Annotated in this window: 25 protein-coding genes; 9 read left to right on the forward strand and 16 right to left on the reverse strand. The window is 67.6% G+C overall.

Annotated elements, in window-relative coordinates:
- Nucleotides 1-73: 73 nt before the first annotated feature.
- From ACH2A7_RS06865 to ACH2A7_RS06875, 3 genes are all read right to left on the reverse strand, one after another.
- Entirely contained in the window at nucleotides 74-697 is a 624-nt protein-coding gene (locus ACH2A7_RS06865) for a hypothetical protein (RefSeq protein ID WP_394960943.1), read from the reverse strand.
- Between the two features lie 207 nt (nucleotides 698-904).
- Nucleotides 905-2,665 (reverse strand): ABC transporter ATP-binding protein, encoded by a 1,761-nt coding sequence (locus ACH2A7_RS06870; RefSeq protein WP_394960944.1) that lies wholly within the window; start codon nucleotides 2,663-2,665, stop codon nucleotides 905-907.
- A gap of 107 nt (nucleotides 2,666-2,772) precedes the next feature.
- Nucleotides 2,773-4,521: a GDSL-type esterase/lipase family protein gene (locus ACH2A7_RS06875; protein ID WP_394960946.1), complete on the reverse strand. Its 1,749-nt coding sequence runs from the start codon at nucleotides 4,519-4,521 to the stop codon at nucleotides 2,773-2,775.
- A gap of 258 nt (nucleotides 4,522-4,779) precedes the next feature.
- On the opposite strand from ACH2A7_RS06875, the gene ACH2A7_RS06880 reads away from it, so the two are divergent.
- Nucleotides 4,780-5,727 (forward strand): DUF1848 domain-containing protein, encoded by a 948-nt coding sequence (locus ACH2A7_RS06880; protein WP_394960947.1) that lies wholly within the window; start codon nucleotides 4,780-4,782, stop codon nucleotides 5,725-5,727.
- A 46-nt stretch (nucleotides 5,728-5,773) separates the two neighbouring features.
- Here ACH2A7_RS06880 and ACH2A7_RS06885 read toward each other — a convergent pair whose 3' ends face one another.
- A complete protein-coding gene (locus tag ACH2A7_RS06885) occupies nucleotides 5,774-6,340 on the reverse strand; it encodes an ECF transporter S component (RefSeq protein ID WP_394960948.1) in 567 nt (188 codons plus the stop codon).
- A gap of 166 nt (nucleotides 6,341-6,506) precedes the next feature.
- Here ACH2A7_RS06885 and ACH2A7_RS06890 point away from each other — a divergent pair, with 166 nt between their 5' ends.
- Nucleotides 6,507-7,910 (forward strand): PLP-dependent aminotransferase family protein, encoded by a 1,404-nt coding sequence (locus ACH2A7_RS06890; RefSeq protein WP_394960950.1) that lies wholly within the window; start codon nucleotides 6,507-6,509, stop codon nucleotides 7,908-7,910.
- Here the strand turns inward: ACH2A7_RS06890 and ACH2A7_RS06895 are convergent.
- Nucleotides 7,888-8,844, reverse strand: a complete 957-nt coding sequence (locus ACH2A7_RS06895; protein WP_394960951.1) for a hypothetical protein — start codon at nucleotides 8,842-8,844, stop codon at nucleotides 7,888-7,890. The two genes, ACH2A7_RS06890 and ACH2A7_RS06895, sit on opposite strands and share 23 nt — an antisense overlap.
- A gap of 97 nt (nucleotides 8,845-8,941) precedes the next feature.
- On the opposite strand from ACH2A7_RS06895, the gene ACH2A7_RS06900 reads away from it, so the two are divergent.
- A complete protein-coding gene (locus tag ACH2A7_RS06900; RefSeq protein ID WP_394960952.1) occupies nucleotides 8,942-9,094 on the forward strand; it encodes a hypothetical protein in 153 nt (50 codons plus the stop codon).
- A gap of 174 nt (nucleotides 9,095-9,268) precedes the next feature.
- Here the strand turns inward: ACH2A7_RS06900 and ACH2A7_RS06905 are convergent, their stop codons facing one another.
- A complete protein-coding gene (locus tag ACH2A7_RS06905) occupies nucleotides 9,269-9,487 on the reverse strand; it encodes a hypothetical protein (RefSeq protein ID WP_394960953.1) in 219 nt (72 codons plus the stop codon).
- 19 nt (nucleotides 9,488-9,506) lie between these two features.
- On the opposite strand from ACH2A7_RS06905, the gene ACH2A7_RS06910 reads away from it, so the two are divergent.
- Complete coding sequence (locus ACH2A7_RS06910; protein WP_394960954.1) at nucleotides 9,507-9,770, forward strand: hypothetical protein; 264 nt, start codon at nucleotides 9,507-9,509, stop codon at nucleotides 9,768-9,770.
- A 318-nt stretch (nucleotides 9,771-10,088) separates the two neighbouring features.
- Here the strand turns inward: ACH2A7_RS06910 and ACH2A7_RS06915 are convergent, their stop codons facing one another.
- The 10 genes from ACH2A7_RS06915 to ACH2A7_RS06960 all read right to left on the reverse strand — a co-directional run bounded on the left by ACH2A7_RS06915 (nucleotide 10,089) and on the right by ACH2A7_RS06960 (nucleotide 20,866).
- Nucleotides 10,089-11,285 carry an FprA family A-type flavoprotein gene (locus tag ACH2A7_RS06915; RefSeq protein ID WP_394960955.1) on the reverse strand — a complete coding sequence of 399 codons (1,197 nt, stop codon included), beginning with the start codon at nucleotides 11,283-11,285 and terminating at the stop codon, nucleotides 10,089-10,091.
- A 116-nt stretch (nucleotides 11,286-11,401) separates the two neighbouring features.
- Nucleotides 11,402-13,090 carry a DEAD/DEAH box helicase gene (locus ACH2A7_RS06920; protein ID WP_394960956.1) on the reverse strand — a complete coding sequence of 563 codons (1,689 nt, stop codon included), beginning with the start codon at nucleotides 13,088-13,090 and terminating at the stop codon, nucleotides 11,402-11,404.
- Nucleotides 13,091-13,183: 93 nt separating this feature from the next.
- Complete coding sequence (locus ACH2A7_RS06925) at nucleotides 13,184-14,470, reverse strand: DUF1015 domain-containing protein (protein WP_394960957.1); 1,287 nt, start codon at nucleotides 14,468-14,470, stop codon at nucleotides 13,184-13,186.
- Between the two features lie 14 nt (nucleotides 14,471-14,484).
- Nucleotides 14,485-15,564: a putative glycoside hydrolase gene (locus ACH2A7_RS06930; RefSeq protein ID WP_394960958.1), complete on the reverse strand. Its 1,080-nt coding sequence runs from the start codon at nucleotides 15,562-15,564 to the stop codon at nucleotides 14,485-14,487.
- Between the two features lie 55 nt (nucleotides 15,565-15,619).
- Entirely contained in the window at nucleotides 15,620-16,228 is a 609-nt protein-coding gene (locus ACH2A7_RS06935) for an Rnf-Nqr domain containing protein (RefSeq protein WP_394960960.1), read from the reverse strand.
- A complete protein-coding gene (locus ACH2A7_RS06940) occupies nucleotides 16,225-16,881 on the reverse strand; it encodes an Rnf-Nqr domain containing protein (protein WP_394960961.1) in 657 nt (218 codons plus the stop codon). The genes ACH2A7_RS06935 and ACH2A7_RS06940 overlap by 4 nt, the downstream gene beginning before the upstream one ends.
- The gene (locus ACH2A7_RS06945; protein ID WP_394960962.1) at nucleotides 16,871-17,875 is read right to left on the reverse strand and encodes an RnfABCDGE type electron transport complex subunit D; all 1,005 of its coding nucleotides are present in this window, start codon (nucleotides 17,873-17,875) and stop codon (nucleotides 16,871-16,873) included. Before ACH2A7_RS06945 ends, ACH2A7_RS06940 begins: the two co-directional genes overlap by 11 nt.
- Nucleotides 17,876-17,906: 31 nt before the next feature.
- Nucleotides 17,907-18,557: a ribulose-phosphate 3-epimerase gene (gene rpe / locus ACH2A7_RS06950; RefSeq protein WP_394960963.1), complete on the reverse strand. Its 651-nt coding sequence runs from the start codon at nucleotides 18,555-18,557 to the stop codon at nucleotides 17,907-17,909.
- A gap of 148 nt (nucleotides 18,558-18,705) precedes the next feature.
- The gene (locus ACH2A7_RS06955; protein ID WP_394960964.1) at nucleotides 18,706-20,169 is read right to left on the reverse strand and encodes a sensor histidine kinase; all 1,464 of its coding nucleotides are present in this window, start codon (nucleotides 20,167-20,169) and stop codon (nucleotides 18,706-18,708) included.
- Nucleotides 20,170-20,176: 7 nt separating this feature from the next.
- Nucleotides 20,177-20,866, reverse strand: a complete 690-nt coding sequence (locus tag ACH2A7_RS06960) for a response regulator transcription factor (RefSeq protein ID WP_394960965.1) — start codon at nucleotides 20,864-20,866, stop codon at nucleotides 20,177-20,179.
- A 232-nt stretch (nucleotides 20,867-21,098) separates the two neighbouring features.
- Here ACH2A7_RS06960 and ACH2A7_RS06965 point away from each other — a divergent pair, with 232 nt between their 5' ends.
- The 5 genes from ACH2A7_RS06965 to ACH2A7_RS06985 all read left to right on the forward strand — a co-directional run bounded on the left by ACH2A7_RS06965 (nucleotide 21,099) and on the right by ACH2A7_RS06985 (nucleotide 25,896).
- Nucleotides 21,099-21,773: a class D sortase gene (locus ACH2A7_RS06965; RefSeq protein WP_394960966.1), complete on the forward strand. Its 675-nt coding sequence runs from the start codon at nucleotides 21,099-21,101 to the stop codon at nucleotides 21,771-21,773.
- Nucleotides 21,774-21,785: 12 nt separating this feature from the next.
- Nucleotides 21,786-23,360 carry an O-antigen ligase family protein gene (locus ACH2A7_RS06970; RefSeq protein ID WP_394960967.1) on the forward strand — a complete coding sequence of 525 codons (1,575 nt, stop codon included), beginning with the start codon at nucleotides 21,786-21,788 and terminating at the stop codon, nucleotides 23,358-23,360.
- A gap of 171 nt (nucleotides 23,361-23,531) precedes the next feature.
- Nucleotides 23,532-24,431 carry a hypothetical protein gene (locus tag ACH2A7_RS06975; protein ID WP_394960968.1) on the forward strand — a complete coding sequence of 300 codons (900 nt, stop codon included), beginning with the start codon at nucleotides 23,532-23,534 and terminating at the stop codon, nucleotides 24,429-24,431.
- 5 nt (nucleotides 24,432-24,436) lie between these two features.
- Complete coding sequence (locus ACH2A7_RS06980) at nucleotides 24,437-25,069, forward strand: class D sortase (protein WP_394960969.1); 633 nt, start codon at nucleotides 24,437-24,439, stop codon at nucleotides 25,067-25,069.
- A gap of 14 nt (nucleotides 25,070-25,083) precedes the next feature.
- Complete coding sequence (locus ACH2A7_RS06985; protein WP_394960971.1) at nucleotides 25,084-25,896, forward strand: hypothetical protein; 813 nt, start codon at nucleotides 25,084-25,086, stop codon at nucleotides 25,894-25,896.
- Nucleotides 25,897-25,975: the final 79 nt, after the last annotated feature.

Consider the following 25,975-nt stretch of genomic DNA (forward strand, 5'->3'; position numbering starts at 1 on the left):
GCGCCAGCGCAAGGGTTGCCGCAACAAAAGAAAAAATCAGCGCTTTCTTTTTCATGATTCCTTCCTCCTTGGTTTACATATACTCGACCGGGACACCTTTCTTTGCCAGCACGTCAAAAAAGTCCGTTTCATCTTTCAGGCACAGGAAAAACCGAAAGCTTTTCCACCGCTCGAACCGGCCGGAAGAAGTGTCCTCCCGGTATGCCAGCCCAAGGGCTTTCCGATACAGTTCATACTGGCTGTCCCCCTCCACCGTCACCAGCCGGATGTCCCGTTCCACCCGCACCTTGCGGATGTCGCTGAAGGGAATGAAGTTGACCAGGATGCTCTGGGGGAAATGCCGGTCCTTGCGTGGGTGGCAGGAAAAGTACAGCGTCTGCTCGTCGCAGTACAGCTGCATCTCGGCCATGTAGTACAGCTGCCCGCCCTTGACGATCCGCCAGACCTTATAGGGAAAGAGGGCGGGCACGCAGGCCAGAAGGCCGAACACCACACTGACCACCGTCATCATGGGCACTGTGTCCCTGTTGATGGCGTTCACACAGAAGTCCAGATAGCTGCTGGCCCCCACATACACCCCGAACAACAGCAGCAGCACCGTGGCCACGATCCACACCGGGTACCCCGGCGAATGCCGCATCCATTGCTTTGCCAGCGCGCGGTGCCGCGCCTGGTCCACCATGAAATAGTGCTTCATCATGCCTCCCCTTTATTGCCGCCTGTTTTGCTCTTCACTCGTTTTTTGCACGCCTATGATACCACATTTCCGGGGCGATAGAAAGGCGCCCTTTTTGAAAGCTGCTGAAAGCGGCATAAAAAGAGCGAGGGGCGACCGGCGGTCCCACCTCGCTCCTGATATGTTTGCGCAGTTTCATGAAAGGGGCGCGCAAGCCACAAACAGCGGTCATTCTTCCGCGCCCACCAGGCCGTTCCACAGCCGGTAGTAGACGCCCTTTTTGGCCAGAAGTTCGGCGTGGGTGCCCTGCTCCTCGATGCCCTCTTTGCCCAGCACCAGGATGCGGTCGGCGTTCTGGATGGTGGTGAGCCGGTGGGCGATGGTCAGGGTGGTGCGCCCCTTGGCCAGCGCTTCCAGGCTGCGGTTCACCAGCACCTCGCTCTCGTTGTCCAGCGCGCTGGTGGCCTCGTCCAGGATGAGGATGGGTGGATTTTTGAGGAATACCCGGGCGATGGAGATGCGCTGCTTCTGCCCGCCGCTGAGTTTCACCCCCCGCTCGCCCACATAGGTGTCGTAGCCGTCTTTGAGTTTTGTGATGAACTCGTGGGCCCCGGCCAGCTTCGCCGCCGCCTCCACCTCCTGCCGGGTGGCGCCGGGCCTGCCGTAGGCGATGTTCTCGTACACGCTGCCGCTGAAGAGATACACGTCCTGCTGCACCACACCGATGGCGCCCCGCAGGCTGTCCAGCGTCACGTCCCGCACATCCTGCCCGTCGATGAGGATGCGCCCGCCGGTGACGTCGTAGAACCGGGGGATGAGGTTGCACAGGGTGGTCTTGCCGCCGCCGGAGGGCCCCACCAGCGCCAGTTTCTCGCCGGGGCGGATCTCCAGGTCCACCCCCCGCAGCACCCGGTTGTGGTCGTCGGGATACTCAAAGGAGACATCCTCCAGCCGGATGGCCCCCTCCTTCACCGCCAGGGGTTTCGCGCCCGGCGCGTCGGTGATCTCCACGGGGGCGTCCATGATCTCGCAGAAGCGCTCGATGCCGGTGACCCCCCGCTGGAACTGCTCGGCAAACTCCACGATGCGGCGGATGGTGGCGATGAGGGTGCTCACATAGAGCATGTAGGCCACCAGGTCGCCGGGGGCGATGCGACCGGCCACCAGGAACAGCCCGCCCGCCACGATCACCACCAGGTACATCAGCCCGTCGAACAGGCGGGTGGAGGTCTGGAAGGCGGCCATGAACCGGTAGGTCTGCTTTTTGATGGCCTTGAAGGCCTCGTTGTCCCGCCGGAACTTCTCGATCTCCACCCCCTCGTTGGCGAAGGCCTTCACCACCCGCTCGCCCAAGAGGCTGTCCTCGATGCGGGCGTTCAACTCGCCGATCTGCACCCGCTGGCGGCGGAAGGCAGCCCGCAGCCGCAGGTTGATGAGGGTGGACACCACCCCCATCAGCGGCACGCAGGCAAAGAGGATGAGGGTGAGCGCCACGCTGGACCGGCAGAGGATGACGAAGCTGGCGGTGATCTTGATGGCGGCGATGAAGAACTCCTCCGGGCAGTGGTGGGCGAACTCGGTCACGTCGAACAGGTCGTTGGTGATGCGGCCCATGATCTGCCCCACCTTGGTGTTGGAGTAGTAGGTGTAGCCCAGCCGCTGCAGGTGGGCAAAGGCGTCCCGGCGCATGTCGGTCTCCACATACACGCCCATCACATGCCCCATGTCCGCCATGTAGTAGTTGGCCAGGCCGTCCACGATGCGCAGCAAAAGGTACAAAAGCCCCAGCCGCAGCACCACGCCGGCGGTGAGCAGCGAGGCGTCGGTGACGGCGGTGTTGGTGAGAAAGCGCATGATCTGCGGCAGCACCATGTCGCACAGGGTGGTGAGCGCCGCGCAGAAAAGGTCAAAAAACAGGATGCGCCGGTAGGGTTTCAGATAGGGCCAGAAGCGCCGCAAAAGGCCCTGCTTTTTCACAGTGGATTCCATGGTTCCTCCTCGTTGAAACGGGCGCGCCCGGTGTTGGGGGCGGCAGAGAAAAGCCGGGGCGCCGCGTGAGAGCGGCGCCCCGGCCGGGATCGTTTCAGGCCGCGGGCTCAGCCCGCCCCGCCCTCGGCTTGCACGGTGTCGGCGGCGGGGGGCGTCTCAGCGGGCGGGGCCTGCTGCACGTCGGAGCTGCTGCTGGCGGGCGGCGTGGGGTCCGCCGCCCCGCAGACGGTGCACACGCCGTTCATATAGTTATGCTGGCCGGTGGCCGGAAGCACGGTGGAACTGATCTGCGCGCCGCAGTCCGCGCAGGTCACCGTCTCGGAGCCGTCCGCGCCGCAGGTGGGGTCCACCTTATTCACGACCTTGTTGGTGTGGGGGCAGGGGGTGGGCGCCGGCGGCGTGGTGGCGGCCGGCGGGGTGGTGGCGGCCGGCGGTGTGGTGGCCGCGGGCGGCGTGGTGGCAGCCGGCGGGGTGGTGGCGGCCGGCGGCGTGGTGGCAGCCGGCGTGCCCTTGCACTGGGTGGGGTCAGCCTTGCACACCGGGCAGGTCAGGTTGGGGGCGGCGGCGCTGCACAGGGTGGTGCAGGTGCAGACGGGGGCCGGCGTGGGCGAGGGCGACGGGCTGGGCGTCGGCTGCGGTTCCTGCTCCACCCGGCGGAAGTGGGCGGTCAGGAAGATGCCGTTGGCGTCCGCCTCCTGGGGCACGGTGAACATGATGCTCTCCTGCTGGTCGATGAAGCCCAGGCTGGCGCTCCAGTGGTCAAACTCCCAGCCCTCGTCCGCCACCGCGGTGATCATGCTGGTCTGCTGGCCCTTCTTCACGCTCTGGCTGGTCTCGCCCTCCACATGGCCGCCCTCGCCGGCGGAGATCTCCACCGGCACGCCGGAGCCCCGCACCCCGATGGGGTCCTGGGTGATCAGGCCGGGGGTGACGCCGTTGATCCTGGGGATCTCCTTCAGGGGCTTGGGCCGGGTGTCCTCGGTGATCCAGGCGTGGGTGCGAATGTACTGGAACAGCGCCCGGGCGCCGTTTTTGCTCAGGTGCACGCCGTCCAGCGTGAGGGTGTAGTCCTTTTTGGCCCAGCCGGTCTCCGGGTCCTCCAAAGCCTCGCTGGTGTCCAGATACTTGTAGCCCTCCGCCTCGCACATCTCCACGATGGCGGTGTTCAGCCGGTCCACCTGGGTCATGGACAGGTTGGTGTTGCTGCGCTCCTTGTCCAGCGGGGGGATGGCGCTGACGATGATGTCGGCGTAAGGGTAGGCCTCATGGATGGCCGCCAGGCCCTCGGTGTAGTATTCGATGAAGGTGTCGGTGGCCATGGTGAGGTTGTTGGTGCCGAAGCCGATGATGATGCGTTTGGGCTGCATGATCTCCACGATCCCGGGGATGGCCATCTCGCCCTTGCCCACAAAGTGCTCCCACTTGAGGCTGGTGATGTTCTGCACGCCGGCGCTCACCACGCCCACCGTGTTCTCGATGGTGGTGAAGTGCACGTCGGAGTCGTCGTCCGGCCCGTAGTACATGTAGCGGGCAGTGTTGGAGTCACCGATGAAGAGGGTCTCATCCAGGTACTCCTGGCCCGCGTCCTCGGTCTCGGGCAGGATGGTGCCGGTGAACTCCTCCTTGTTCACCTTGCCGGCGGAGGCGTCGTAGGAGGCGTCGCTGGCCGGCTCCGACCAGCTGGTGGAGGCGCTGCCCGGCTCGGCGCCGGCGCGCACCGCGAACACGATGAGCACGACGAGCGCCACCACCAGCACGCCGATCGCGCCCACCAGCACGGGCAGCCCGGCGGGGCTCATGATAAAAGTATGGATCCTGCCGGAAAAACCGGAGGGTTTCTGTTTTTTTGAATTCACGACGGGAACCCCTTTCCTGGTCGTTGTTCTCTGGCACGCGCCCCGCTGACGCGGCGTGCATACTTAAAACCATTCTACACCATTTTGCCCGACAGTGCAAACCTTCCGGCGGGTTTTGCCAGCCGTCCAGGGCAATTTTCACCGTTTTTTCGCCGTTTGCGCCCCGCCGAAAAACACCCGGGCCCGTTTGGAAAAATCCGTCCGCCGCGCTATAATAGAGGCAGCCTGCCCGCGAGGGGGCAAAAGGGGGGACGGGGCTTGATCATCAACACCGGCGGGCGGACGGACACCGTCCAGTATTATTCCGAATGGCTGCTGCGCCGCTTTGCCGAGGGGTATGTGCTGGTGCGCAACCCCCGCTATCCCCAGCTGGTCACCCGCTACGACCTTGTGCCGGACAAGGTGGACTGCGTGGTGTTCTGCTCCAAGGATTACCGGCCCATCCTGCCCCGGCTGCACGAAGTGACCGACCGGTTCGCCAGCTATTTCTTCTACACCATCACCGCCTACGGCAGGGACATCGAGCCGGGGGTGCCCCCCATCGAGGCGGGCGTCCAGACGCTGAAGGAGCTGTCCGCTCAGGTGGGCCGGCAGCGGGTGGCCTGGCGGTACGACCCGGTGCTGCTGACCGAAAAGTACACCGTGGCCCGCCACCTGGCCACCTTCGAGGCCATGGCCCGCCAGCTGGCCCCCTTTGTGGACCGGTGCATCTTCAGCTTTGTGGAACTCTATCGCAAGCTGGCGGTGAACATGCCCGAACTGCGCCCGGTGCCCCCCGCGGCCCGGCGGGAACTGGCGGCGGGGATGGGGGCCGTCGCCGCCAAGTACGGCCTGCCGCTGCAGACCTGCGCCACCGACGAGGATCTCTCCGCCTTTGGCATCCGCTCCGCCGGCTGCATGACCCTGGAGACCCTGGGCCGGGCCAACGGGGTGGTGTTCAAGGACCGGGTGCACCGGGGCATGCGCGCGGGCTGCCGCTGCATCGAGACCCGGGACATCGGCGCCTACGACAGCTGCCCCAACGGCTGCCGCTACTGCTACGCCAACACCGACGCCCGCCTTGCCCAGCACAACTACTGTTTCCACGACCCGGCCTCTCCCCTGCTGCTGGGCAGGCTGGAACCGGGGGACGAGGTGCACCGGGCCGACCAGCGGCCCTTTGCCATCACCGCCCGGCTGGACGACCCGGTGCTGCCCGGCTTCTGACACAGAAAAAAGGAGACCCCGCGGGGGTCTCCTTTTTTTGCCTGTGTCACATCTCCCGGGCGAACAGCCCCGCCCGGTGCAGCGCCGGGTAAAGGGCTTCCGCCAGCAGCACCGAGCACACCACCGCGATCAGCGCGTTGGTCAGGGTGACCGGCAGCTTGACGGTGAGGGTCTCCGCCACCGCCACCTGCCAGGCAAAGCCGCTGACGAAGTGGCCCCAGATGATGTTCTTCAGCACATACAGGGTGCTGTAACTCACCGCGCCGCCCACGCCCGCCAGCCAGTAGTTGACATGGCGGCTGAAGGGCAGTTTGTGCACCAGCACCCCCGCCACAAAGCCCATGACGAACTTGTTGATGGCGGTGACCCAGAACTCCGGCGCCCAGGCCGGGTCCAGCAGATCGAACAGGCCCGAGCCGATGCCCGCCGCCAGGCCCCCCGGCACCCCGCCGAACAGCAGCCCGCCCAACAGGCACATCACGTTGCCCATGTGCACCTTGGCCTTGCCCAGGGGGCTGGGCACGTCGAAGCCGATGTAGGTGAACACGAACACCAGCGCCGCCAGCAGGCCGATGAGCACCAGCCGCTGCACTTTCTCGTTGCTTCTTGGCATATCCAAAACTCCTTCCCCGCCCGGCGGCTTTCCCACCCCCCGGGCCGCGGGGCTTGACTTTCTTCTCCCCGCGCTCTATGCTACCATTATACGCCGCACTGAACCTATTGAAATATCCAGAAAAAATATTTTTTATGGGGTCAGTTTGAGAAAGAAGGGGAAAACGATGCTGCAGATCACCTTTTCGCCCGAGGAGCAGGGGCCGCTGTACGAACAGCTGTACCGGGCGGTGGCGGGGCAGATCCGGGCCGGCCAGCTGGGGGCGGGGGAAAAAATGCCCGGCAAGCGCACGCTGGCCGGGCAGCTGGGGGTGAGCGTGAACACGGTGGACGGGGCTTACCAGCTGCTGGCGGCGGAGGGCTGGCTGGAGGCGCGGCCCCGGTCGGGGTTCTATGTACGGCCCTACCAGCCGCCCCTGGCCCCGCCGTCCCCCGCGGCGGCAAATGGGCCGGCCCGGGCCGCGGCGCCGGCGCGGCAATGGAAGTTCGACCTGTCCACCGGCGGGGTGGACACCGGCCTCTTTCCCTTCCGCACCTGGGCGCGCATCCAGAAGGAACTGCTCTACAGCCGCCCGGGGCTGCTGGCCCACGGGGAGGGCCGGGGCGATATCGAGCTGCGGGCGGCCATCGCCCGGCACCTGCGGGCCTGGCGGGGGGTGGACTGCACCCCCGATCAGGTGGTGGTGGGCGCGGGGGTGGAGTATCTGCTGGGCCTGCTGGCCCGGGTGACGGGCAACCCCATCACCGCCCTGGAAAACCCCGGCTACGCCCGCACCCGGCGCATTTTGCACAACAACGGCATCCGCTGCGTGCCGGTGGAGGTGGACGGGCAGGGCCTGGACCCGGAGGCGCTGGCGGCGGCGGGGGCGCGGCTGGTGTATGTGACCCCCAGCCACCAGTTCCCCACCGGGGCGGTGATGCCGGTGGGCCGGCGCAGCCGGCTGCTGAACTGGGCGGCCGCCGCGCCGGGGCGCTACATCATTGAAGACGACTACGACTCGGAGTTCCGGTTCGACGTGCGGCCGCTGCCCAGCCTGCAGGGCATGGCCGGGCGGGAGGGGCCGGTGATCTACCTGTCCACCTTCTCCCGCAGCCTGGCCCCCAGCATCCGCATCGCCTACATGGTGCTGCCCCTGCCCCTGTTGAGCCGGTTCGAGGCGGCCTTCGGGGGATATTCCTCCACCGTCAGCCGCTTTGAGCAGCAGACGCTGGCCATCTATATGGACGAGGGCCACTTCGCCCGGCAGCTGGCCCGGGCCCGGGGGCGCTACCGGGCCCGGATGCTGGCCCTCACCGCCGCGCTGGAGGAGGCCCTGGGGGCCGAAAACACCCGCTTTTACGGGCGGCACACCGGGCTGCATTTTCTGTTGCAGCTGCACAACGGCCCCGACGAGGAGGAGATGGTAAAGCGGGCCGCCGCCGCGGGGGTGCGGCTGGCGGGCCTTTCGGGTTACTATCTGGCCCGGCCGGAGCGGTGCGCCCCCCGCACGGTGGTGGTGGGCTACGGCGCGCTGGCCGACGAACAGGTGGGGGAGGCGGCGGCCGCGCTCAGGGCTGCGTGGCGGGGGTGAGCGTCTCTTCGGGCTGCAGCGGGTCGGACACCACGGCGGAGGCGGAGGGCGCGGGCGAGGCGTCCGCGCCCTGGGCCGGCGGGAACATCCGGGTGGCGAAGGCGATGCTGTCCTGGGCGAAGTCGTAGCGGCCGCTGTGGGTGTCGTAGCGGCCGGGCACCGTCTCGGCGGTGACCTCGGCCCCCTCCTTCACCAGCCAGGCCAGGGTGTCCGCCAGGTCGTAGAGGTCGGCGGCGGTGAGGTCGGTCAGCAGGCTGCCGCTCACCGCCCGCAGCCCGGCGGGCAGGGCGGTGGGCAGGCTCTCCAGCTGCTGACGCAGCGCCGCCTGCCACACCGCCCCCCGCACCCGGGCCAGCCGGGCCACCGGCAGGTCCAGCGAGTCCAGAAAGGCGGTGGCCTCCCCCGGCTGCAGCGACAGCACCGGGTCGCCGGCAAGGCCCAGGGCGTCCAGTTCGCTTTGCTCCAGCAGGCCGGTCAGGTTCACCCGCACCGGTTCCAGTTCGCCCCACACTTCGCCCAGGCTGCCCGGCGTGATGGCGATGTACCGGTCGATGGAGATGTTCAGCGTCTCGCCCAGCAGCTGCGCCGCCCGGGCGGGGCCGGCGCTGGTGTAGCTGTCCGCCAGCAGCACCGTGCCCCCCGGCCCCAGCAGCACGCTCTCGGCGGGCACCACGCAGACGGTGACCGCCGGCTCCAGCGCGTTGAGCCGCAGCAGCACAAAGGCGGGCCGCTCGGCGGCCACCGCCACCAGCACCGTGCGGTCGTTGGCGGCCGTGGGCCGCTGCACCGGCACGCCGCTCTGGGAGCCGGCCGCCGGGGCCGATTCCCGCTCCTGCCAGGCGGAATAGAACACAAATGCCCCCAAAAGGGGCATCAGGATGGCCAGTGTGAGAAAAAACGAGATCCAAAAGGCCCGCGGGCCGCTTTTGCGCATGGGTGGTCCCCCTCCTTTTGCCAGACACGGATGTGTATGTAGCATGGGCCGGCCGGGCAGGCTATATGCACAGACCAGCGCAAAAAGGGGGAACAGCATGAAAAAAGAGAAGGACAACGTCCTGCCCAAGATGGTGCGCAAGGTCGTCAAGGCCGCCCGCGGCAGCGAGCATGACCCGCTGGGCAGCTACACCGGCACCCCGGCGGATGACCCGGACGAGCGCCCCACCCAGGACGCGGACGATCTGTAAACCGGACGATGAGAGAACAGCCTCCCGGACCTTTGGCCGAGAGGCTGTTTTTTCATGAAAAAGTTGAATCCTGACAAGATAATACAAATTGTATTATCTCAAAGGGCCGGGAACCAGCTTGAAAACATACGAGGGCGGCCCCGCAAAGGAGGCCGCCCTCCTGCGGTTTGGCGGTCAGCGCACCACCCGGTGACGGCACATGCCCCGTTTGCCGCACGCCGGGCAGGTGAGCCTGCGGCGGGTGAGGGTGTGGTACCCCTTCACATACTCCGCCAGGGTGGGCACGAACAGGGCCCCGCAGGCCGGGCACTGATACCAGCCCGCCCCTGCGTCCAGCACCGCCGCGCCGCCGATGCCCGCCCCGGCGAACCTCTCCCGCTGGCGCAACGTCAAGCAGATCTTCGCGAACCTTTTGGAGGTGAACGATGTGGAGAGCGCGGTGGCGGACGTGAGCGCCAAGCTGGACATCCTGGCCGCCCACCAGCAGGAGCTGGAGCGCGCCCGCAGCGAGACGGTGATCAACCTCATCACCCTCTTCGGCATCGTGTCCATCCTGGCGTCGGTGCTCTCCATCGTGCAGATCCTCTCCGACGGCAACATGCTCATCTGGGCCTCCACCATCCTCACCACCGGCCTGCTGGCCCTGGCCACCGCCTTTGCGCTGCGGCGGCGCTGAGCGAAAACAAGAAAAGCGTCCCTGCCCGAAACGGGCAGGGACGCTTTGGTTTGTCTGCTTAAGCGTAAAGGCAACCCCCGGCTCTGCCGGGGAGTGTCAAAAAGCTTTAGCTTCAAGTACCGAGCGAAGCGAGAAAAGAACAGCAACTTTATGGTTGCCCAAAAGTTAATTTGTGGAAAAGCAATGCCCGTTTACGGGCTGCCGTGCAAGTGATGCAAGAGGTGGATAATTCAATGCCTCTTGAGAGGCTTGCCGGTATGAGGCCCTTCCAGGGCCTACTCAAGCCCCCGGCTTAGCCGGGGGTCCTGACTGCGGGGTTCAGGTCAGCACCGCCGCGCCGAAGTCGCGGCCGTACTGCCGGGCCTGTTCCAGCTGCTCCTGGCTGGGCTTGAAGCGGATCTTCAGCCCCTCCACCGGCAGCGACAGGCCGATGGCCTGCATCTGGGCGATCAGCTTGGGCACCGCCTCGCCGCTCCAGCCGTAGCTGCCGAAGGCGCCCGCCGGCTTGCCCTTGTGGATGATGGGGTTCAGGCCGATGAGCATCTCATAGACGGGGGGCAGCGCGTCGCCGATGAGGGTGGGGCTGCCCAGCAAAAAGCCGTCGGCGCTCTGCACCGCGGCGCGGGCCGTGGCCAGGTCGGCCTCCACCAGGTCGTAGAGCTCCACCTTCTTCACCCCCGCGTCCGCCAGGCCCTCGGCCACCGCGTTCGCGATCATGCGGGTGTAGCCGTAGGCGGACACATAGGCGATGGCCACCCGGCGCTGGTCGGCGGGCACCGCCACGGGGGTGGCCCACTGGCGGTACATCTCCAGGTATTTGGGGATGTCGGTGCGCAGCACCGGGCCGTGGCCGTTGCCGATGAACTGGATGTCCAGGCCCTTGATCTTGTCCAGCGCCTTCAGCACGAAGGGCTTGAAGGGGCCCATGATGCAATCAAAGTAGTATTTGTAGGCCTCGGTGAAGTCGCCCTCGACCTGGTCGTTGAACACCCGGTCGTCGGCGTAGTGGCAGCCGAAGGAGTCCACCGTGAACAGGGCCTTCATCTCGGGGATGTAGGTGTACATGCTGTCCGGCCAGTGCAGGAAGGGCACGCTCAGGAAGGTGAGGGTGCGCCCGCCCAGGTCGATGGTGTCGCCGTCCTTCACCGCGCGGGATTTGAAGGGCCCGTTGACGATCTCCTTCAGGAAGGTCAGGGCGGTGGCGCTGCCCACCACCGTGGCATTGGGGACCAGCTTCAGCAGCTTTTCCATGCTGCCGGAATGGTCGGGCTCGGTGTGGCCCACCACGATGTAGCGCACTTCGTCCAGGCTGCAAACCTGCTGGATGTTTTCCAGATACTCGTCGAAGAATTTCTCCTTCACCGTCTCGAACAGCGCCACGCCCTCGGTGCCCCGCACCGCGTAGGCGTTGTAGCTGGTGCCCCAATCGCTGTGCATAACGATGTCGAACACCCGCAGGTCGTGGTCCTCTACGCCCACCCACCACAGGTCGTCCATGGCTTTGATCGCACTCATGTCTGATCGCTCCTTTTATCCCGGGCCCTTTCCGGGCCGTTCGGGGTCTTATTATAGCAGTGGTATCATCAAAATCTGTTGCCGCGGCAACAGATTTTTGGCGGCGCCGCGCTTTTTCACTCTTCGTCGCCCTCGATGGGCGCGCCGGGGCCGCCCCGGCTCTTCATGTACTCCTCAAAACTGGCGAACTTCTGGGCCGGCGGCTTGCGGGAGATCAGCAGCAGGCCGGGGTCGTCGTCAAGGACGCGGGGCGCGGCGGCCTTCTCCGCCCGCCGGGGGCTGCCCTGGTCGGCCCGTTCCCTGCCGGGCCGGGGGGGATTCTTCTGGCCCCGGGGCGGCGTGCCACCGACGGCGCCGCGGCGCTCGCCCCGGCTTTGGCCGCTTTGGCCGCCCTGGCTGTTCTGCGCGCCTTGCCGGGGGGCGTTCTGCTTGGGGCCGGAGGGCGCGGGCCGGGCCTGGCCGCTCTGGTTCTGGGCGGCGGCCTCCGCGGCGGAGGCTGCCGCCCGCCGGCGGCGCCGGCGTCGCTTGGCGCTGGCCGAGAGGGCCTGGCCGGGCTTTTGCTGACCGTTCTGTTCCATGATCTTTTCCTCCCTCTGGGATGGTTGTTGCGGCGTCCGCGCCGCCTTCGGCTCGCTGCGGGGCGCGGGTGCGGCCGGCGCAGAGGCTCCCTCCTGCGCCGGGCGGGGCAGGGCGGGCGTCTTGCGCACCGGGATCTTTTTGCGGATGAGTTTTTCGATGGCGGCGAGGTACTCCTCTTCCTCCGGGCTGCAGAAGGCCACCGCCGTGCCCTCCGCCCCCGCCCGGCCGGTGCGGCCGATGCGGTGCACATAGGTCTCGGGCACCTCCGGCAGGTCCAGCTGGAACACATGGGAAAGATCGCTGATGTCGATGCCCCGGGCGGCGATGTCGGTGGCCACCAGGGCTTTCAGCCGCCCGGCCTTGAAGCCCTCCAGCGCCGCCACCCGGGCGCTCTGGCTCTTGTTGCCGTGGATGGCCGCCGCCTCGATGCCCTGTTTGGTCAGAAAGGCGGCGATGGCGTTGGCCCCGTGCTTGGTGCGGCTGAACACCAGGGCGTTCCTCACCGCCGGGTCGGCCAGCAGCACCGCCAGCAGCCGTTTTTTGTCCGCCTTGGCCACCCGGTAGAGGCTCTGGTCGATGCGGTCCACCGTGCTGGAGGGCGGGTCCACCTTCACGCTCACCGGCTTTTGCAGGATGCCGGCGGCCAGCTGCTCGATCTCTTTGGGCATGGTGGCGCTGAAGAGCAGGTTCTGCCGCTTTGCCGGCAGCTGGCGGATGACCTTCTTCACGTCGTGGATGAAGCCCATGTCCAGCATCCGGTCGGCCTCGTCCAGCACGAAGACCTCCAGCCGGGACAGGTCCACATAGCCCTGGCCGATCAGGTCGTTCAGCCGTCCGGGGCAGGCGGTGAGCACCTGCACCCCCTTTTGCAGCGCCGCCACCTGGGGGGCCTGGCCCACCCCGCCGAAGATCACCGTGTGGGTGACTTTCAGGTATTTGCCGTACAGCGCAAAGCACTCGTCGATCTGTAGCGCCAGCTCCCGGGTGGGGGTGAGGATGAGGGCCCGGATGCCCTTTTGGGGCGGCTGTTCGGCCGCCAGCCGCTGCAGGATGGGCAGCGCGAAGGCCGCCGTCTTGCCGGTGCCGGTCTGGGCGCAGCCCAGCAGGTCCCGCCCGGCCAGCACCGGCGGGATGGCCTTTTGCTGGATGGGCGAAGGGCTGGTATAGCCCGCCTCCTCCACCGCCCGCAGCAGCGGGCGGATGAGTTGCAATTCACTGAAATCCATATTCCTCCTGATACACACAAAGGGGCGCCGGGCAATGCCCGGCCCCCGAGAAAGCGCCCCTCCCCGCGGGGAAAGGGCCGCGTCACGGCGGGCTCACAGAATGGCCCGGCACTCCAAATAATAGCGCTTGTCCCGGGCGTGGCCCATGCTGAAGGTCTTGCGGGGCAGAACGCCCCCCAGCACCACGCCCCGGAACAGGTCCCCCTTCTCAAAGGGCGGCAGCAGCACGCCGGTGTTGCCCGCCTCGCACAGCTGGGCCACCGCGTCCTCGCCGTGGATGTAGTCCACCGAGCAGGCCGGGTTGCGCTTGAGGTAGTCCGCCAGGAAGGCCTCCACCGTGCCCACCGCCAGCGGCTCCGGGCTGCCGGAAAGGCGCACCGCCCGCCGCCAGGCGCCGTGCACCAGGGTGATGGCCTGGTCACCGGGGGCGGCGGGGCCGTCCACCCCGATGCCCTTTGCCTGGCACCACTCCTTCAGCCGCGCCAGCAGCTGCAGCCCCGGCACCCCGAACACAACCCGGTGGATGGGCTCGAAGGCGATGGCATCGCTGTGCAGGTTGCATACCTCCGCCAGGCACCACCGGGCGGGATGGCTCGTCCGCTCCTCTTCGGGCAGGGTGGGCTTCAATTCCTCCCAGAAGGCCTTGGCGGTGGCCAGGCTGTGGTTGCCGTCCCCCACCGCCAGGGTCATGGGCGGCGCGCCGGCCGCCCCGGGGTATTTTTCGTCAAAGGCTTTCTGTCTGCCCAGGGCGGCCAGCGCCGCCTCCACCCCGGCCAGCAGGGCGGGGTCCTCCACCGCCCAGCCCCGGATGGAGCCGCCGCCCAGGGCCAGTTCGCCCTCGTACAGCAGGGGCAGCCGCGCCGTTTGGGCGGCCACCGGCTCCACCAGGGTGCGGCCTTCATCGTCCGCCAGCATCAGGATGTGGGGGCTCTCCAGGCACGCCCCCCGCCGCACCGCCAGCCGCGGCGGGATGCGGCTGGGCACGGTGCCCTCGGTGGGCCGCACCGCGGGATGGGTGCCGGGGCGCCAGTCGTACTGCTCCAGGTCGATGAGCCCCACCAGCCCCTGCCGCACGGTGCCGTCGGTCTGGGTGCGCTCCACATACACAAGGCCGTTGACGCAGCGGGTGAGCACCTCGTCGCGATACCGCTCCATGGCCTCGTGGATGGCCCGGATGCGGGTGGGGGTGTCCACCTTGTCCAGGTAGACCTCCGGCAGCACGATGTTCAGGGCGCTGGGCCCGCCCGCCGCCAGGGCGGCCGCCTGTTCCCAGTAGTCCGGCTGGCTGGTGAACTGGTCGCAGGCAAGGCAGGCCCATTGGCTCACCGGCACGCTCTTTTCCGGCAGCAGGATGCGGCCGGGCACGAAACAGGGGTCCATCGCACGTCCTCCTCTCACAGCAGGGTGAAGCTGTCGCCCTGCACCAGGGCCACGTTGGCAACGCCGCCCGCCTTGGCGTCGGCCACGGCGGCGTCCAGCTGCATCTGCTGCTCCTCGTTCAGGTCGCCCTCCACCCGGATGGCCAGGTTCTTCACGCCCAGGTCCGCGCAGGAGGCGCCCAGCACCTGACTGTCGGCGCCGGCGGCCACCTCCGCCAGGGGGTATTCCACCCAGCAGTCGCCCCCCGCCTGCCAGCCTTCCAGCAGCTGCGCAAGGCGCTGGCCCATGGACAGGCCCCCGGTGTCGCCGAAGTTGGCTTTATCCCGCCCGGCGATGGTGGGGAACTGCACCCCGGTGAGCCAGATCTGCTCAAAGCCCATGGCCCGGGCCTCGTCGATCAGGGCGGTGATGTAGTTCGCCGCCCCCTGGGAATAGGGGTTCAGCCAGGGCTTGCCGCCCGCGTCGGCGGCGGCGTCCAGCCAGAAGTACTCAGTGTCCTGGTAGCGCACCGCCATGGTGCGGTCCACATAGGGGGCCTGGGGGTCCCGGAAGGCGCAGATGGAGGCCACCGGGGTGATGCCCGCCTCCTTCAGCGCCCCCACGGCGGCGGCGTCAAAGGTGGTGGCGGAGATGTTGGTCTGGGCCGCGGCCACCGAACTCTGGTAGTAGATGTAGCCCTGGCTGTCCTTGCAGGGCACCACCGCGTAGCGCACCCCCTCGGCGGCGAGGTCCTGGGCGGTGGCAGCCGCCTGCTCGGCGCTGGAGAGGCTCGAGATGCTCACGAAGGCCCAGCCGCCCTCCCCCGGTTCCATGGCCGGCGCCGGGGTGGGCGCCGGGGTGGCGGCGGGCGCGGGGCTGGCCTCGGCCGCGGGGGCGGACTGGGGAGTGGAGGTGGCGCCGGAGTTCCCGCCGCCCGCCTTGAGACTGTACCAGGTGCTGGTGCCGAAGTCGATCACCGCCGGGCCCACCAGCCAGCCGGCGGCAAAGAGGACGGCCAGCCCCAGCACCCCGGTGAGGATGCGGCGCAGCCGCTGGCCGCCGCTGTAAAAGCTGCGGTGATAGCGCTTGACCTTGCCCAGATTTTTCCTTGCCATGAGGATCGCCTCCTTAAGGGGAGTGGGTGCCTGCGGGGCGGCCGCCCCGGCGGGCTCAGATGGCCAGACGGTGACCGGTAAAGGCGTAGATGGCCAGCGTCAGGATGCTGATGTAGATCAGGGTGATGGGCAGGCCCTTGAAGGCCGCCGGCACCGACCGGCTCTGGAGCTTGCGCTGGCTCTCGGTGACCACCACCACCGCCAGGGTGTAGCCCACGCCGCTGCCAAAGGCAAAGCCCATGGTCTGGGCCCAGGTAAAGCCCTGGGTGGCGGTGAGCAGCATCACGCCCAGCACCGCGGTGTTGAAGGTGGCCATGGGCAGCACGGCCACGATGTCCTTGGCGGCGCTTTTGAAGAGCAGCAGCACCAGCCCCAGCACGGCGGCGAAGGCCACGGCGCTGCACAAAACGAACACCAGCGGCCGGATGGCGCTGCGGAAGGCAAGGGGCTGGATCAGGCCGTTGGCCACCTTGGCCAGCGGCGCGCTGATGAGCTGCACCGCGCACATCAAACCGCCGAACACCAGGGTGTCCACGGTGGAGTCGCCCACCAGCTTCACCAGGCGGGAGACGCCCAGCGCCCGGCTGAACACGGCGTTCTCGGCGAACATGGCCGTCACCGCGAAGAGGAAGAAGGTGGCGCAGGCTTGTAAAACATCACTCATTGGCCTCGCTTCGCCTCCATGTTCACATATTTTTTGTAGCGGTTCACCGCGCTGCGCCACACCGCGCACACCACCCCCAGCAGCAGAAAGCCGCCGGCGGGCAGGCTCGCCATGGGGAAGAGGGCGGCGGGCAGCCGGGGGATGGCCCGGCCGAACACGGTGGCGGACACCAGCGCCTCCCGCAGGCAGCCGATGAGCAGCAGCACCAGCACATAGCCGCAGGTGGTGCGCAGCCCCTTGCGCAGCGCGGTGACAAGCCGCTCCTTCTGGGGCCGCTCGTACCGCTTGATGATCAGCGGCTCCACCACCAGCAGGGGCAGGTAGATGCCCAGCTGCAGGGTCTCCACATCGAAGATCGACTGCATGGCGAAGTACACGCCGATGTACACCGTGGCGCTGGTGAGGCAGTAGATCAGGCCCCGGAACCGGTAGTAGCCGGTGCGGGCCAGCAGCGCCGCGATCACCCGCACCGGGGTGAGCAGCATCACCACCGCCACACTCAGCATCAGGGCGTTGCGGCCGCTGGTGGCGGCCACCACCAGCGGCGCCAGGCCCATGCCCTGCATGATGACGGGGTTGTTCAAAAAGATGCGGTCCCGCCGGGAGATGCGGGCCATGTTCTCCGACAGATAGATCGCCTTTTTAGTATTCACGCCGCACCACCCCCTTGTGATGGATCGCCCGCTGCACCGCCCGGTCCAGCCAGCCGGAGACAGCGCCCACCGCCAGCAGCGCGAAGCACACGCCGGTCTCGTAGGTGCCGTAGTAGCGGAAAAGCATGGTGGCCACGCCCAGCACCAGCCCGTACACCAGGCGGCTGGAGTTGGACTTGGGCAGGGTGACGGGATCGTTGATGAGGAACACCGCGCCGAACAGCACGCCGCCGGTGCACAGTTCGTACTTGAGCACCTGCAGCCGCTCCAGCAGCTGCTCCCAGGGGGCGGCAAAGGCCAGGTCCCCCAGCCGCGGGAAGAAGAAGGCGATGAAGGCGCAGGCGAAGATGAAACTCAGCGGCACCACCAGGCCCATCCGCCGCCGGTGCAGCAGGAACACCGCGCAGGCCAGGATCACCAGCAGCACGGTGGTGCCCATGGGCCCGGCGTAGTTGCCCAGCACCAGGTCCACCGAGTCGATGGTGGGCAGGCCCCCCTCCCGCAGCATGTGGCTGGGGCTGTCCACCAGGCTCACGCCGGTCACGCTGCCCAGGGGCAGAAAGGCAAAGAGGGAGGTGTCGGGATAGGCGAACATCCGCTCCGGCCAGCTCACCGCCACCACCGCGTAGCCCACCGCCGCCGGGTGGAAGAGGCAGGCGCCGTAGCCGCCGAAGGCCTCCTTGCCCACCAGCACCGCCGTCAGGGTGCCGATCACCACCATGTAATAGCTGGCGGTGGCGGGCATCATCAGGGTCACCAGCAGGGCGAAGGCCTCACTGCTCCACTCGCCCTTTTCGTACTTCTGGCCGCGCAGCAGCGCCACCAGCCGGTCGCACAGGTTGGCGGTGACCACCGCCACCGTGCACAGCAGCGCCGGCCGCGGCCCGTAGAAGAACACCGCCATGGCGATCAGCGGCAGGCACATATAAACAAGATCGGTATGGGCGCCCTGGTCCTCGCGGAGGGGGGCCGCCCCTTTGGGTTTGATGTTCATAGGGTTCCTTTCTCCGGCATGCCGCCGCCGGTCAGGGGCGTTTCAGCTGCCGCGCCGCGGCGGCAGCGTCCCGGGCGCCGAACAAAAAGCTGCCCGCCACCAGCAGGTCGGCGCCCGCCGCCGCGCACTGCGGCCCGGTGACCGCGTCCACGCCGCCGTCCACCTCCAGATAGGGGGAAAGCCCCCGCTCGGCGCACACGCCGCGCAGAAGGGCCAGTTTGTCCAGCGCCGGGGGCATGAACTTCTGGCCGCCGAAACCCGGCTCCACGCTCATCACCAGCACCAGGTCCAGCTTTTCCAGAAAGGGCAGCGCCGCCTCGGCGGCGGTGCCCGGCTTGACGGAAAGCCCCGCCTTGCAGCCGGCGGCATGGATGGCGCCGATCACCGCGTCCGGGTCGTCCTCGCTCTCCAGGTGGAAGGTGATGAGGTCCGCCCCGGCCTTGGCGAAGGCGTCCACATAGGCAAGGGGATGGCTGATCATCAGATGTACGTCATAAAAAGCCTCGGGCAGCGCGGCGTGCAGGCTGTGCAGCACCGGCACGCCGAAGCTGATGTTGGGCACGAAGTGGCCGTCCATCACGTCGAAGTGCAGCATGTCCGCGCCCGCCGCCAGCACCCGCCGGCAATCCTCGCCGAGGCGCGAAAAATCCGCCGCCAGAATGGAGGCGCTCAGTTGCGTCATGGGCAAACTCTCCCTTATACATAGCAATATATAAACTATTCTATCCCAAACCGGCGCAAAAAGCAAATCGCCGGCGCCCTTTTTCACGGTTTTTGCACATTCCCCGCGGGCAAAAAGCGCCGCGCCCGGCGGGCGCGGCGCAGGGGGGTCACTTGTGGTTCTTGCGCTTTTCGGCGGGCGAGCAGTCGCAGGGGAGGGTGAAGCTGAAGCGGCAGAAGCGCCCCTGCTCGCTCTCGGCCCAGATCTTGCCGCCGGAAAGGCCGATGAGCACCTTGCAGATGTGCAGCCCCAGGCCGCTGCCCCGGGTGTTCAGGCCCCGGCTCTTGTCCTCCTTATAAAAGCGCTCGAAGACGAAGGGCAGCGCCTCGGCGCTGATGCCCTGGCCGGAATTCTCCACCGACACGGTGACAAAGCCCCCCGCCTTCTGCACCGAAAAGCGGATGTAGCCGCCTTTGGGGGTGAACTTGAGGGCGTTGTCGAAGAGGTTGTACACCACCTGGTATACAAGGTCCGGGTCGGCGTAGACGGGGGTCTTCTGGGGCGCGAGGCCCTGGATCTCCACCCCCTGATCCTCGATGCGCTGCTCGCAGCTGAACACCACGCCGGTGAGACTCTCCCACACGTCGTAGCTGTGGGCGTTCACCCGGTATTCGCCCGCCTCGAGTTTCGAGATGTCCAGCATGTTCTGGATCAGCCGCGTCAGCCGCCCTACCTCCTGGCTCACCAGCCCCAGATAGTGCTGGCGCATCTCGTCGGGGATGGTGCCGTCCAGCATGCCGTCGATGAAGCCCTTGATGCTGGTCATGGGGGTGCGCAGTTCGTGGGCGATGTTGCCCATGAAGCTGGCCCGGCTGGAGTCGATGGTCTCCAGGTTGCGGGCCATGTTGTTGAAGGTGACCGCCAGCTGGGCCACCTCGTCGTCGCCGTCCACCGGCACCCGCACGCTGAAGTCGCCGCCGCCGAACTTGCGGGCGGCCTCGCTGATGCGCCGCAGCGGGGTGGTGAGCCGGGTGGTGAAGAAGATGGCCAGCACGCTGGAGGCCAGCAGCATCAGCCCGGCGGCCAGCACGAAGCTGGAGAACATATCCCCCACGAACACCCGCAGGCTGCCCGCGCTGGAGGAGGCGAACACATAGCCCAGCGGCGTGCCGCCGGCGTCCTCCACCGCGCCGCCCACGGTGTAGCAGGCGCCGGCGTACAGCCCGCCCAGGGTGCCGGTCTCAAAAAATCCGGTGCCGGCGGACAGCGCGGTCAGGGCCGCGGCGGGCGCCTGCCGGCCCACGATCGGGCTGCCCGGCCCCTCGCTGCACACCTTCACCACACCGCTCTCGTCGGTGAACAGGATGACGGTGCTGCTGGTCTCGCTGATGAGGGCCAGGCTCTCCTGGATCTTCTGGGCCAGTTCCGGGTCCAGGGCGGCGGTGTCCTCCGTCTGCTGCCGCAGGCGGATCTGCGCCGTGACGATGGACACCACCTCGCTGAGCGACTCTTTTTTGTCCTGCTTGAAGTAGCCCATCACCAGGTACATCTGGATGGCGCAGAGCACGGCGGTGCTGACGATCAGCAGCGCCGCGGTGGTGCTGAAATACATCGAGCTGATGCTCTTGCGCATGGAAGGTTCAGTCCTTTACTTCAAACTTGTAGCCCACGCCCCACACGGTCTTGAGGCTCCACTTGTCGCTGGCGCCCTCAAGCTTCTCCCGCAGGCGCTTGATGTGCACGTCGATGGTGCGGGAGTCGCCGTAGTACTCGAAGCCCCACACCTCGTCCAGCAGCTGATCCCGGGTGAACACCCGGTTGGGGTGGCCGGCAAGATAGGCCAGCAGCTCCAGCTCCTTGGGGGGCGCCTCCACGATCTTGCCCTTCACCTTCAGCTGGTACTGGCTCATGTCCAGCGAGAGGTTCTCGAACTGGATCACGTTCTTGTCGCCCCCCTCGCCGGCGTGGCAGCGGCGCAGCACCGCCTTGATGCGGGCCACCACCTCCTTGGTGTCGAAGGGCTTGACCACATAGTCGTCCGCCCCCAGCTCCAGGCCCAGCACCTTGTCGAAGGTCTCGCCCTTGGCGGTGAGCATGATCACCGGGGTGTCGCCCGCGGCGCGGATGCGCCGGCACACCTCCCAGCCGTCCATCTTGGGCATCATCACGTCCAGCAGCACCAGGCTGGGCTTCTGGCTCTCAAAGGCGGCCACGGCGGCCTCGCCGTCGGTGGCGATGACCGGCTGGTAGCCCTCCTTGGCCAGATACAGCCGCAGCAGTTCGCAGATATTCTGATCGTCGTCCACGATCAGGATCTTTTCACTTGCCATCCTGTTTTCTCCCTCCCTGCTCCGCCCCGCGGGCGGGCGCGCGTCCTCCGGCGGGCCGGCCCGCCGCGCCCCCGGCGGGGGCATTTGCTTTATTATACCGTATATTTGTGGACAAAAAAAGAACGAAAGTGTCAAAAACCTGCCCCTCCAAGGGGCGCGGGGAGTTGAATTCGCGGCGGCGGAAGACTATAATTTGCCCTGTGGAAACGTGAAACGGAAGGAGAAGGCAATCATGGCAGTTTACAGAAAAGAACCGAGAAAGCGCGGCGTGCGGCCCGCGGTGGCGGTGGGGATCGCGGCGGCGGCGATCCTGTTGATCGCGGTGGCGGCGGCCGTTCTGCTGCGGGGCGGGCAGGAGCCCGCGGCCCCGTCCTCCTCGGCGCCCGCGGCCACCCCGGTGCCCACCCCCACCCCCGTGCCGGCCACGGTGGACCTGGCGGCCACCGGCGGCTACCCCCAGCCGGGGGACAAGCTGGGCCGCATCTCTATCGAGGGCACCCAGGTGGACTGCGACCTCTACTACGGCGATTCCGACGCGGAATTTGACAAGGGCGCGGGGCTGTACACCGGGACGGGCATCCCCGGCGAGGGGCGCACCATCATCTCCGGCGCCCATACCAACACCTACTACCGGGACCTGGAGAGCGTGGAGGAGGGGGACGAGATCCTGGTCTCCACCCGCTACGGTGATTACAAGTACCGGGTCACCGGCACCCGGGTGGCCACCGATACCGACACCACCGCCTACGACCTGGAGGCGGATCACGAGAACCTGGTGCTGTACACCTGCTATCCCTTCGGCACCACCCAGTACACCGACGAGCGCTACTTCGTGTACGCCGACCTGACGGAGGGCCCCGCCATCGTGGACGGCGCGGCCTCCTCCGCGGCCTCCGACGGGCAGTAAGGGAGCGGACGGATGCGATTTTCCTCCCTTCCGGCGGCCCGGCACCGCCCCGCGGCCCTCTTCGCCGGGATGTGGGCCTGCGCTTTGTGCGTGTGGGTGCCGCTGTATCTGCGGAATATGTACCTGGACCTGGTGCACGCCAAGTTCGACCTGCTGGCGGGCTTTGTGGGCCTGGGGGCCATCGGCCTGGCGGCGTGCTTCGCGCTGCGGCCGCGGGCCTTCGCCCTCCAGCCTGGGCGGCTGTCGGCCAGCATCCTGTGCGCGCCGCTGCTGTGCGGGTGCTATCTGGCGGCCTGGGCCATGAGCGACAACCGGTGGACGGCCCTGTGGGGGCTGAACGGCCGGCGGGCGGGCCTGGCGCTGTTCGCGCTGTGCACGGCGGCCTACCTGATCGTGCGGCTGTTCTGCCCCGGCGAGGCATGGCCGGCGCTCACGGTGCTGCTCACCGCCGCCGGCGCGCTGGCGGCGGCGCTGGGCTGGCTGAACTTCTGGATGCTGGATCCGCTGGGCAGCTACTACTGCACCCTGCCGGGAACCGGCGATCTGTACCTGAGCACCCTGGGCAACCTGAATTTCTTCGCCGGCTTTCTGTGCCTGTGCTTTCCCTCGGCGCTGCGCTGCGTGTTCACCGCCCGCAGCCGGGCGGGCCGGGGCCTGGCGGGCGCGGCGGGCGCGGTGATCCTCTCCGGCCTGATCATCGCCAACACCGACACGGCATGGGTGGCCCTGGGGGCGATGCTGGCGCTGCTCTGCTGCGACCGGCGGCTCACCGCGGCGCAGCTGGGCCTGGTGAGCCGCATGGGCGCGGGGGTGTGCGCCGCGGCGCTGGCCACCGGGCTGGCGCTGGCCGGGGGGGCGACCAGCCGCGTGGTGCTGCGCACCGGCTCCGCCCTGCTCACCCGGCCGCCGGTGGCGCTGGCCGGCCTGGCGGTGACGCTGGCGGTGGCGGCGGTGTGCGCGGCGCGGACCTTTGCGCCCTGGCGGCTGTTCCGGCCGCTGGGCATCGCGGCCGTGGCGCTGCTGGCGGTGGGCTTTGCGCTGCCCAGCCTGTTCGGGGTGTCGCTGGGGCCGCTGAACGGCGCGTTCTGGCTCAAGTCCGGCTGGGGGTCCAGCCGCTGGGACGTGTGGGGCGTGCTGTGGCAGCAGTACCGGGAACTGCCGCCGCTGCAGAAACTCTTCGGCGTGGGGGCGGACGGGGTGAACGCCCTGCTCAACCCCCGGCACACCACCACGCTGATCGTGCTCACCGGCGAGGTCTTTGACAGCGCCCACAACGAATACCTGCAGCACCTGGTGTGCGGGGGAGCGCTGGGGGCCGCCTGCTGGGTGGCCTTCCTGGTGTGGCACATCCTGCAGGGGATGCGCGCGCGCCCCTTCGCGGCGCTGACCCTGGCCGGCTACGGTGCGCTGGCCCTTTTCAGCATCACCAGCCCCATGCTGCTGCCGCTGTGCTTTGTGGCGGCGGCCTTCGCGGCCATGCCGCCCGTCCCGCCCCAAAAGGGGGCATGGGCCTGCTTTGCGCCGGGCCTGCTGCTGCTGTTTCCCGCCCTTGTGCTGGCAAATCAGGTGGAAACCCTGACTTTGTGAGAAAAGCTCACAAGTTTCCGGGAAAAATAAGGCGAAAATTCATCGATCTGAACAGTGACTTTTTGATTTTATTGTACTATAATGGAGACGCTGTAGCTCCCTGATGATCTCGGGCTTCCCGGGCGGCGGGAGATACACCGAGAAAGCCATAATGAGGAGGAAGTCGAAATCATGAAAAAGATGCTTTCCATTGCGATCGCGGCTGTCATGGCGTTCACCCTGTCCATGCCCGCTTTCGCCGCGGCCACCGAGGGCCAGATGCAGAATGAGGGGCAGCTTGTGACCCAGATCGGCAACGCGCTGGCCAGCAACAATGTGGCCGCTGCCGAGTCTGCCGCCGCGGCGGTGGTGAGCGCCATCACCACGACCAATTCCGACGTGAGCAACCTGACCGCCCAGCATGTGAGCGCGGTGCTGACCAAAACCGGCACCGAGAGCGACAAGGGCAGCATTGCGGTGGCCGGCACCAGCGAGAGCGCGGAAGTGGCGATCGTGGGCAACGGCCAGAGCGGCGACGCCGTGACCGTGAACGGCATGTCGGTCACTCCCGCTGCGAATGGCCAGCCCCTGACCGTCACCTTTGAGGCTACCGCTTCCGGCACCCAGAGCGATCTGGGCTATCTGGTGAGCTTTGTCCTGCCCGCCAGCGTGGTGGGCAACAGCCCTGTCAGCGCCAGCAATGCGTACCTCACCTACACCGCTGCCGACGGCTCCACCCAGAAGCTGGACAGCGTGACCTCCGTGATCAACCGGGCTGACGGCGGCGTGATCCTCACCGCCTGGGTGCCCCACTTCTCCGTCTACAACGTGGTCTTTGCTTCTGCGGGCAACGTGAACCAGCCCGATCTGTCCGGTGAGCAGAACAACAACGGCGGCGGCAACGACAACGGCGGTAACAACGATAACGGCGGCAGCACTCCTGCCGCGACCCCCGCGCCCGTGGCTGCTTCCAACCCCATCAAGAAGACCGGCGCTGACATGAGCGTGGCGCTCACCGCTCTGGCGGTGGTGGCCGGCGTGGCCCTGGTGGGCGGCGTTGTTGCCATGAAGAAGAGCGGTCTGGATCAGTAATCCGGATGAAGGCGAACATCCTGCGCCTGTTTCACAACAAGGGGAAGAACCTGGTTCTTCCCCTTGTTTTTTGCGCCCTGAGCACCCTCGCGGCGCTGGCCGCCCTCGCACCGGTGGCCCGGGGGCTGAGCGGCGGCGCGGCGGCGGGGGGCTTTGTGCCGGTCACCTCGATCGAGCGCGCGCCGGCGGAAAACACCGTCTGCCTGGACAGCCAGCCCGCCCCCGGCGACGCGCTGGGCAGCCTGGCCATCGGCGGCACGGCGGTGGACTGCACCCTGTACTACGGCGACAGCGACGACCTGCTCAAGCAGGGCGCGGGGCTGTACACCGGGGCCGGCCTGCCCGGCCAGGGCGGGTGCGTGCTGGTGGGCGGCCACACCAATACCTATTTCCGCGACCTGGAAAAGGTGGAGGTGGGCGATGAAGTCCGGTTGTCACTGTGCTACGGCGAATACGTCTACCAAATCACCGACTGGAAGATCGCCCGGGCGGACGACGCCGACGCCTACGACCTGCACCCGGAGCAGGAGCAGCTGGTGCTGTACACCTGCTATCCCTTCGGCGCGCTGTACGAAACGCCCATGCGCTATTTCCTCTTCGGGCGGCTGGTCAGCGGCCCGACGGTGGAACTGCCGTGAAAGGGGGAGGAAGGATGACCGACGAGAGCCGCCGGCGGGCGCTGCTGGCGCTGTTTGAGGGGCTGGCCTGCCTGGCCACGGTGTTCTGCGCGCTCTTCGCGGCGCTGGGCCTCACCCTCTGGCGCGCGCCCTACCTGGTGGGCTGCATGGACCGCGCGGGCTACCCGGCCCGGGTGGTGCAGGGCCTGCGCACCAGCTGCCTGACCTATGCCCGGGAGTACCAGCTGACCCCCGCCAGCCTCACCGACAGCTGGGACGAGGCGCTGGTGCGCCGGGAGCTGATCCGCAGCGTGGATGAGACCTACCATGCGGTGCAGCCGGCGCGGCCGACCCCCTTCGACTCCCTGGTGGAGGATGAACTGCTGGGGCAGGTGGGCCGGGAACTGGCGGCGCTGTGGACCAGGGCGGTGAGCACCCCCTTTTCCAACCTGCTGAACATCCTGCTGCAATACAGCCGGGCCAGCGCCCTGCCCGTCACCCTCTTCCTGGGGCTGGGGGCGGGCAGCCTGGCCATGTTGTACCGGGCCAGCCGCGACCGGCGGCAGCTGGGCGGCTGCGCCGCCACGCTGGGCCGGGCGGCCGCGCTGTGCGCGCCGGTGCTGCCCGCCGCGCTGGCGCTGCTGTGCGCCCGGCTGGACTGGCTGCCCCCCGAAAGCCTCGCGGCCGGCCTGTTCCGGCAGTGGGTCGCCGGCTTTTTTGTCTGCTGGGGGCTGTGCCTGCTGGCGGCGGCGGCCGGCTGGGCGGCGCTGGGCGTTGCGCTGCGGCGGCCCGAAGCGCCCGCCCTGCGGTTCCGGCACGGCAAACTGGAGCGGAAGGATGAAGGCTGATCCCTTTTTTCGCACGAGTCCCGACAAGCAGACGGGGCCCGGCGCTCATGCGCCGGGCCCCGCTTTTTTGCGCCTTTCG

It is taken from the genome of Candidatus Allofournierella merdavium (genome assembly GCF_944382735.1).
In the GTDB taxonomy this organism is placed as follows: Bacteria; Bacillota; Clostridia; order Oscillospirales; family Ruminococcaceae; genus Allofournierella_A; species Allofournierella_A merdavium.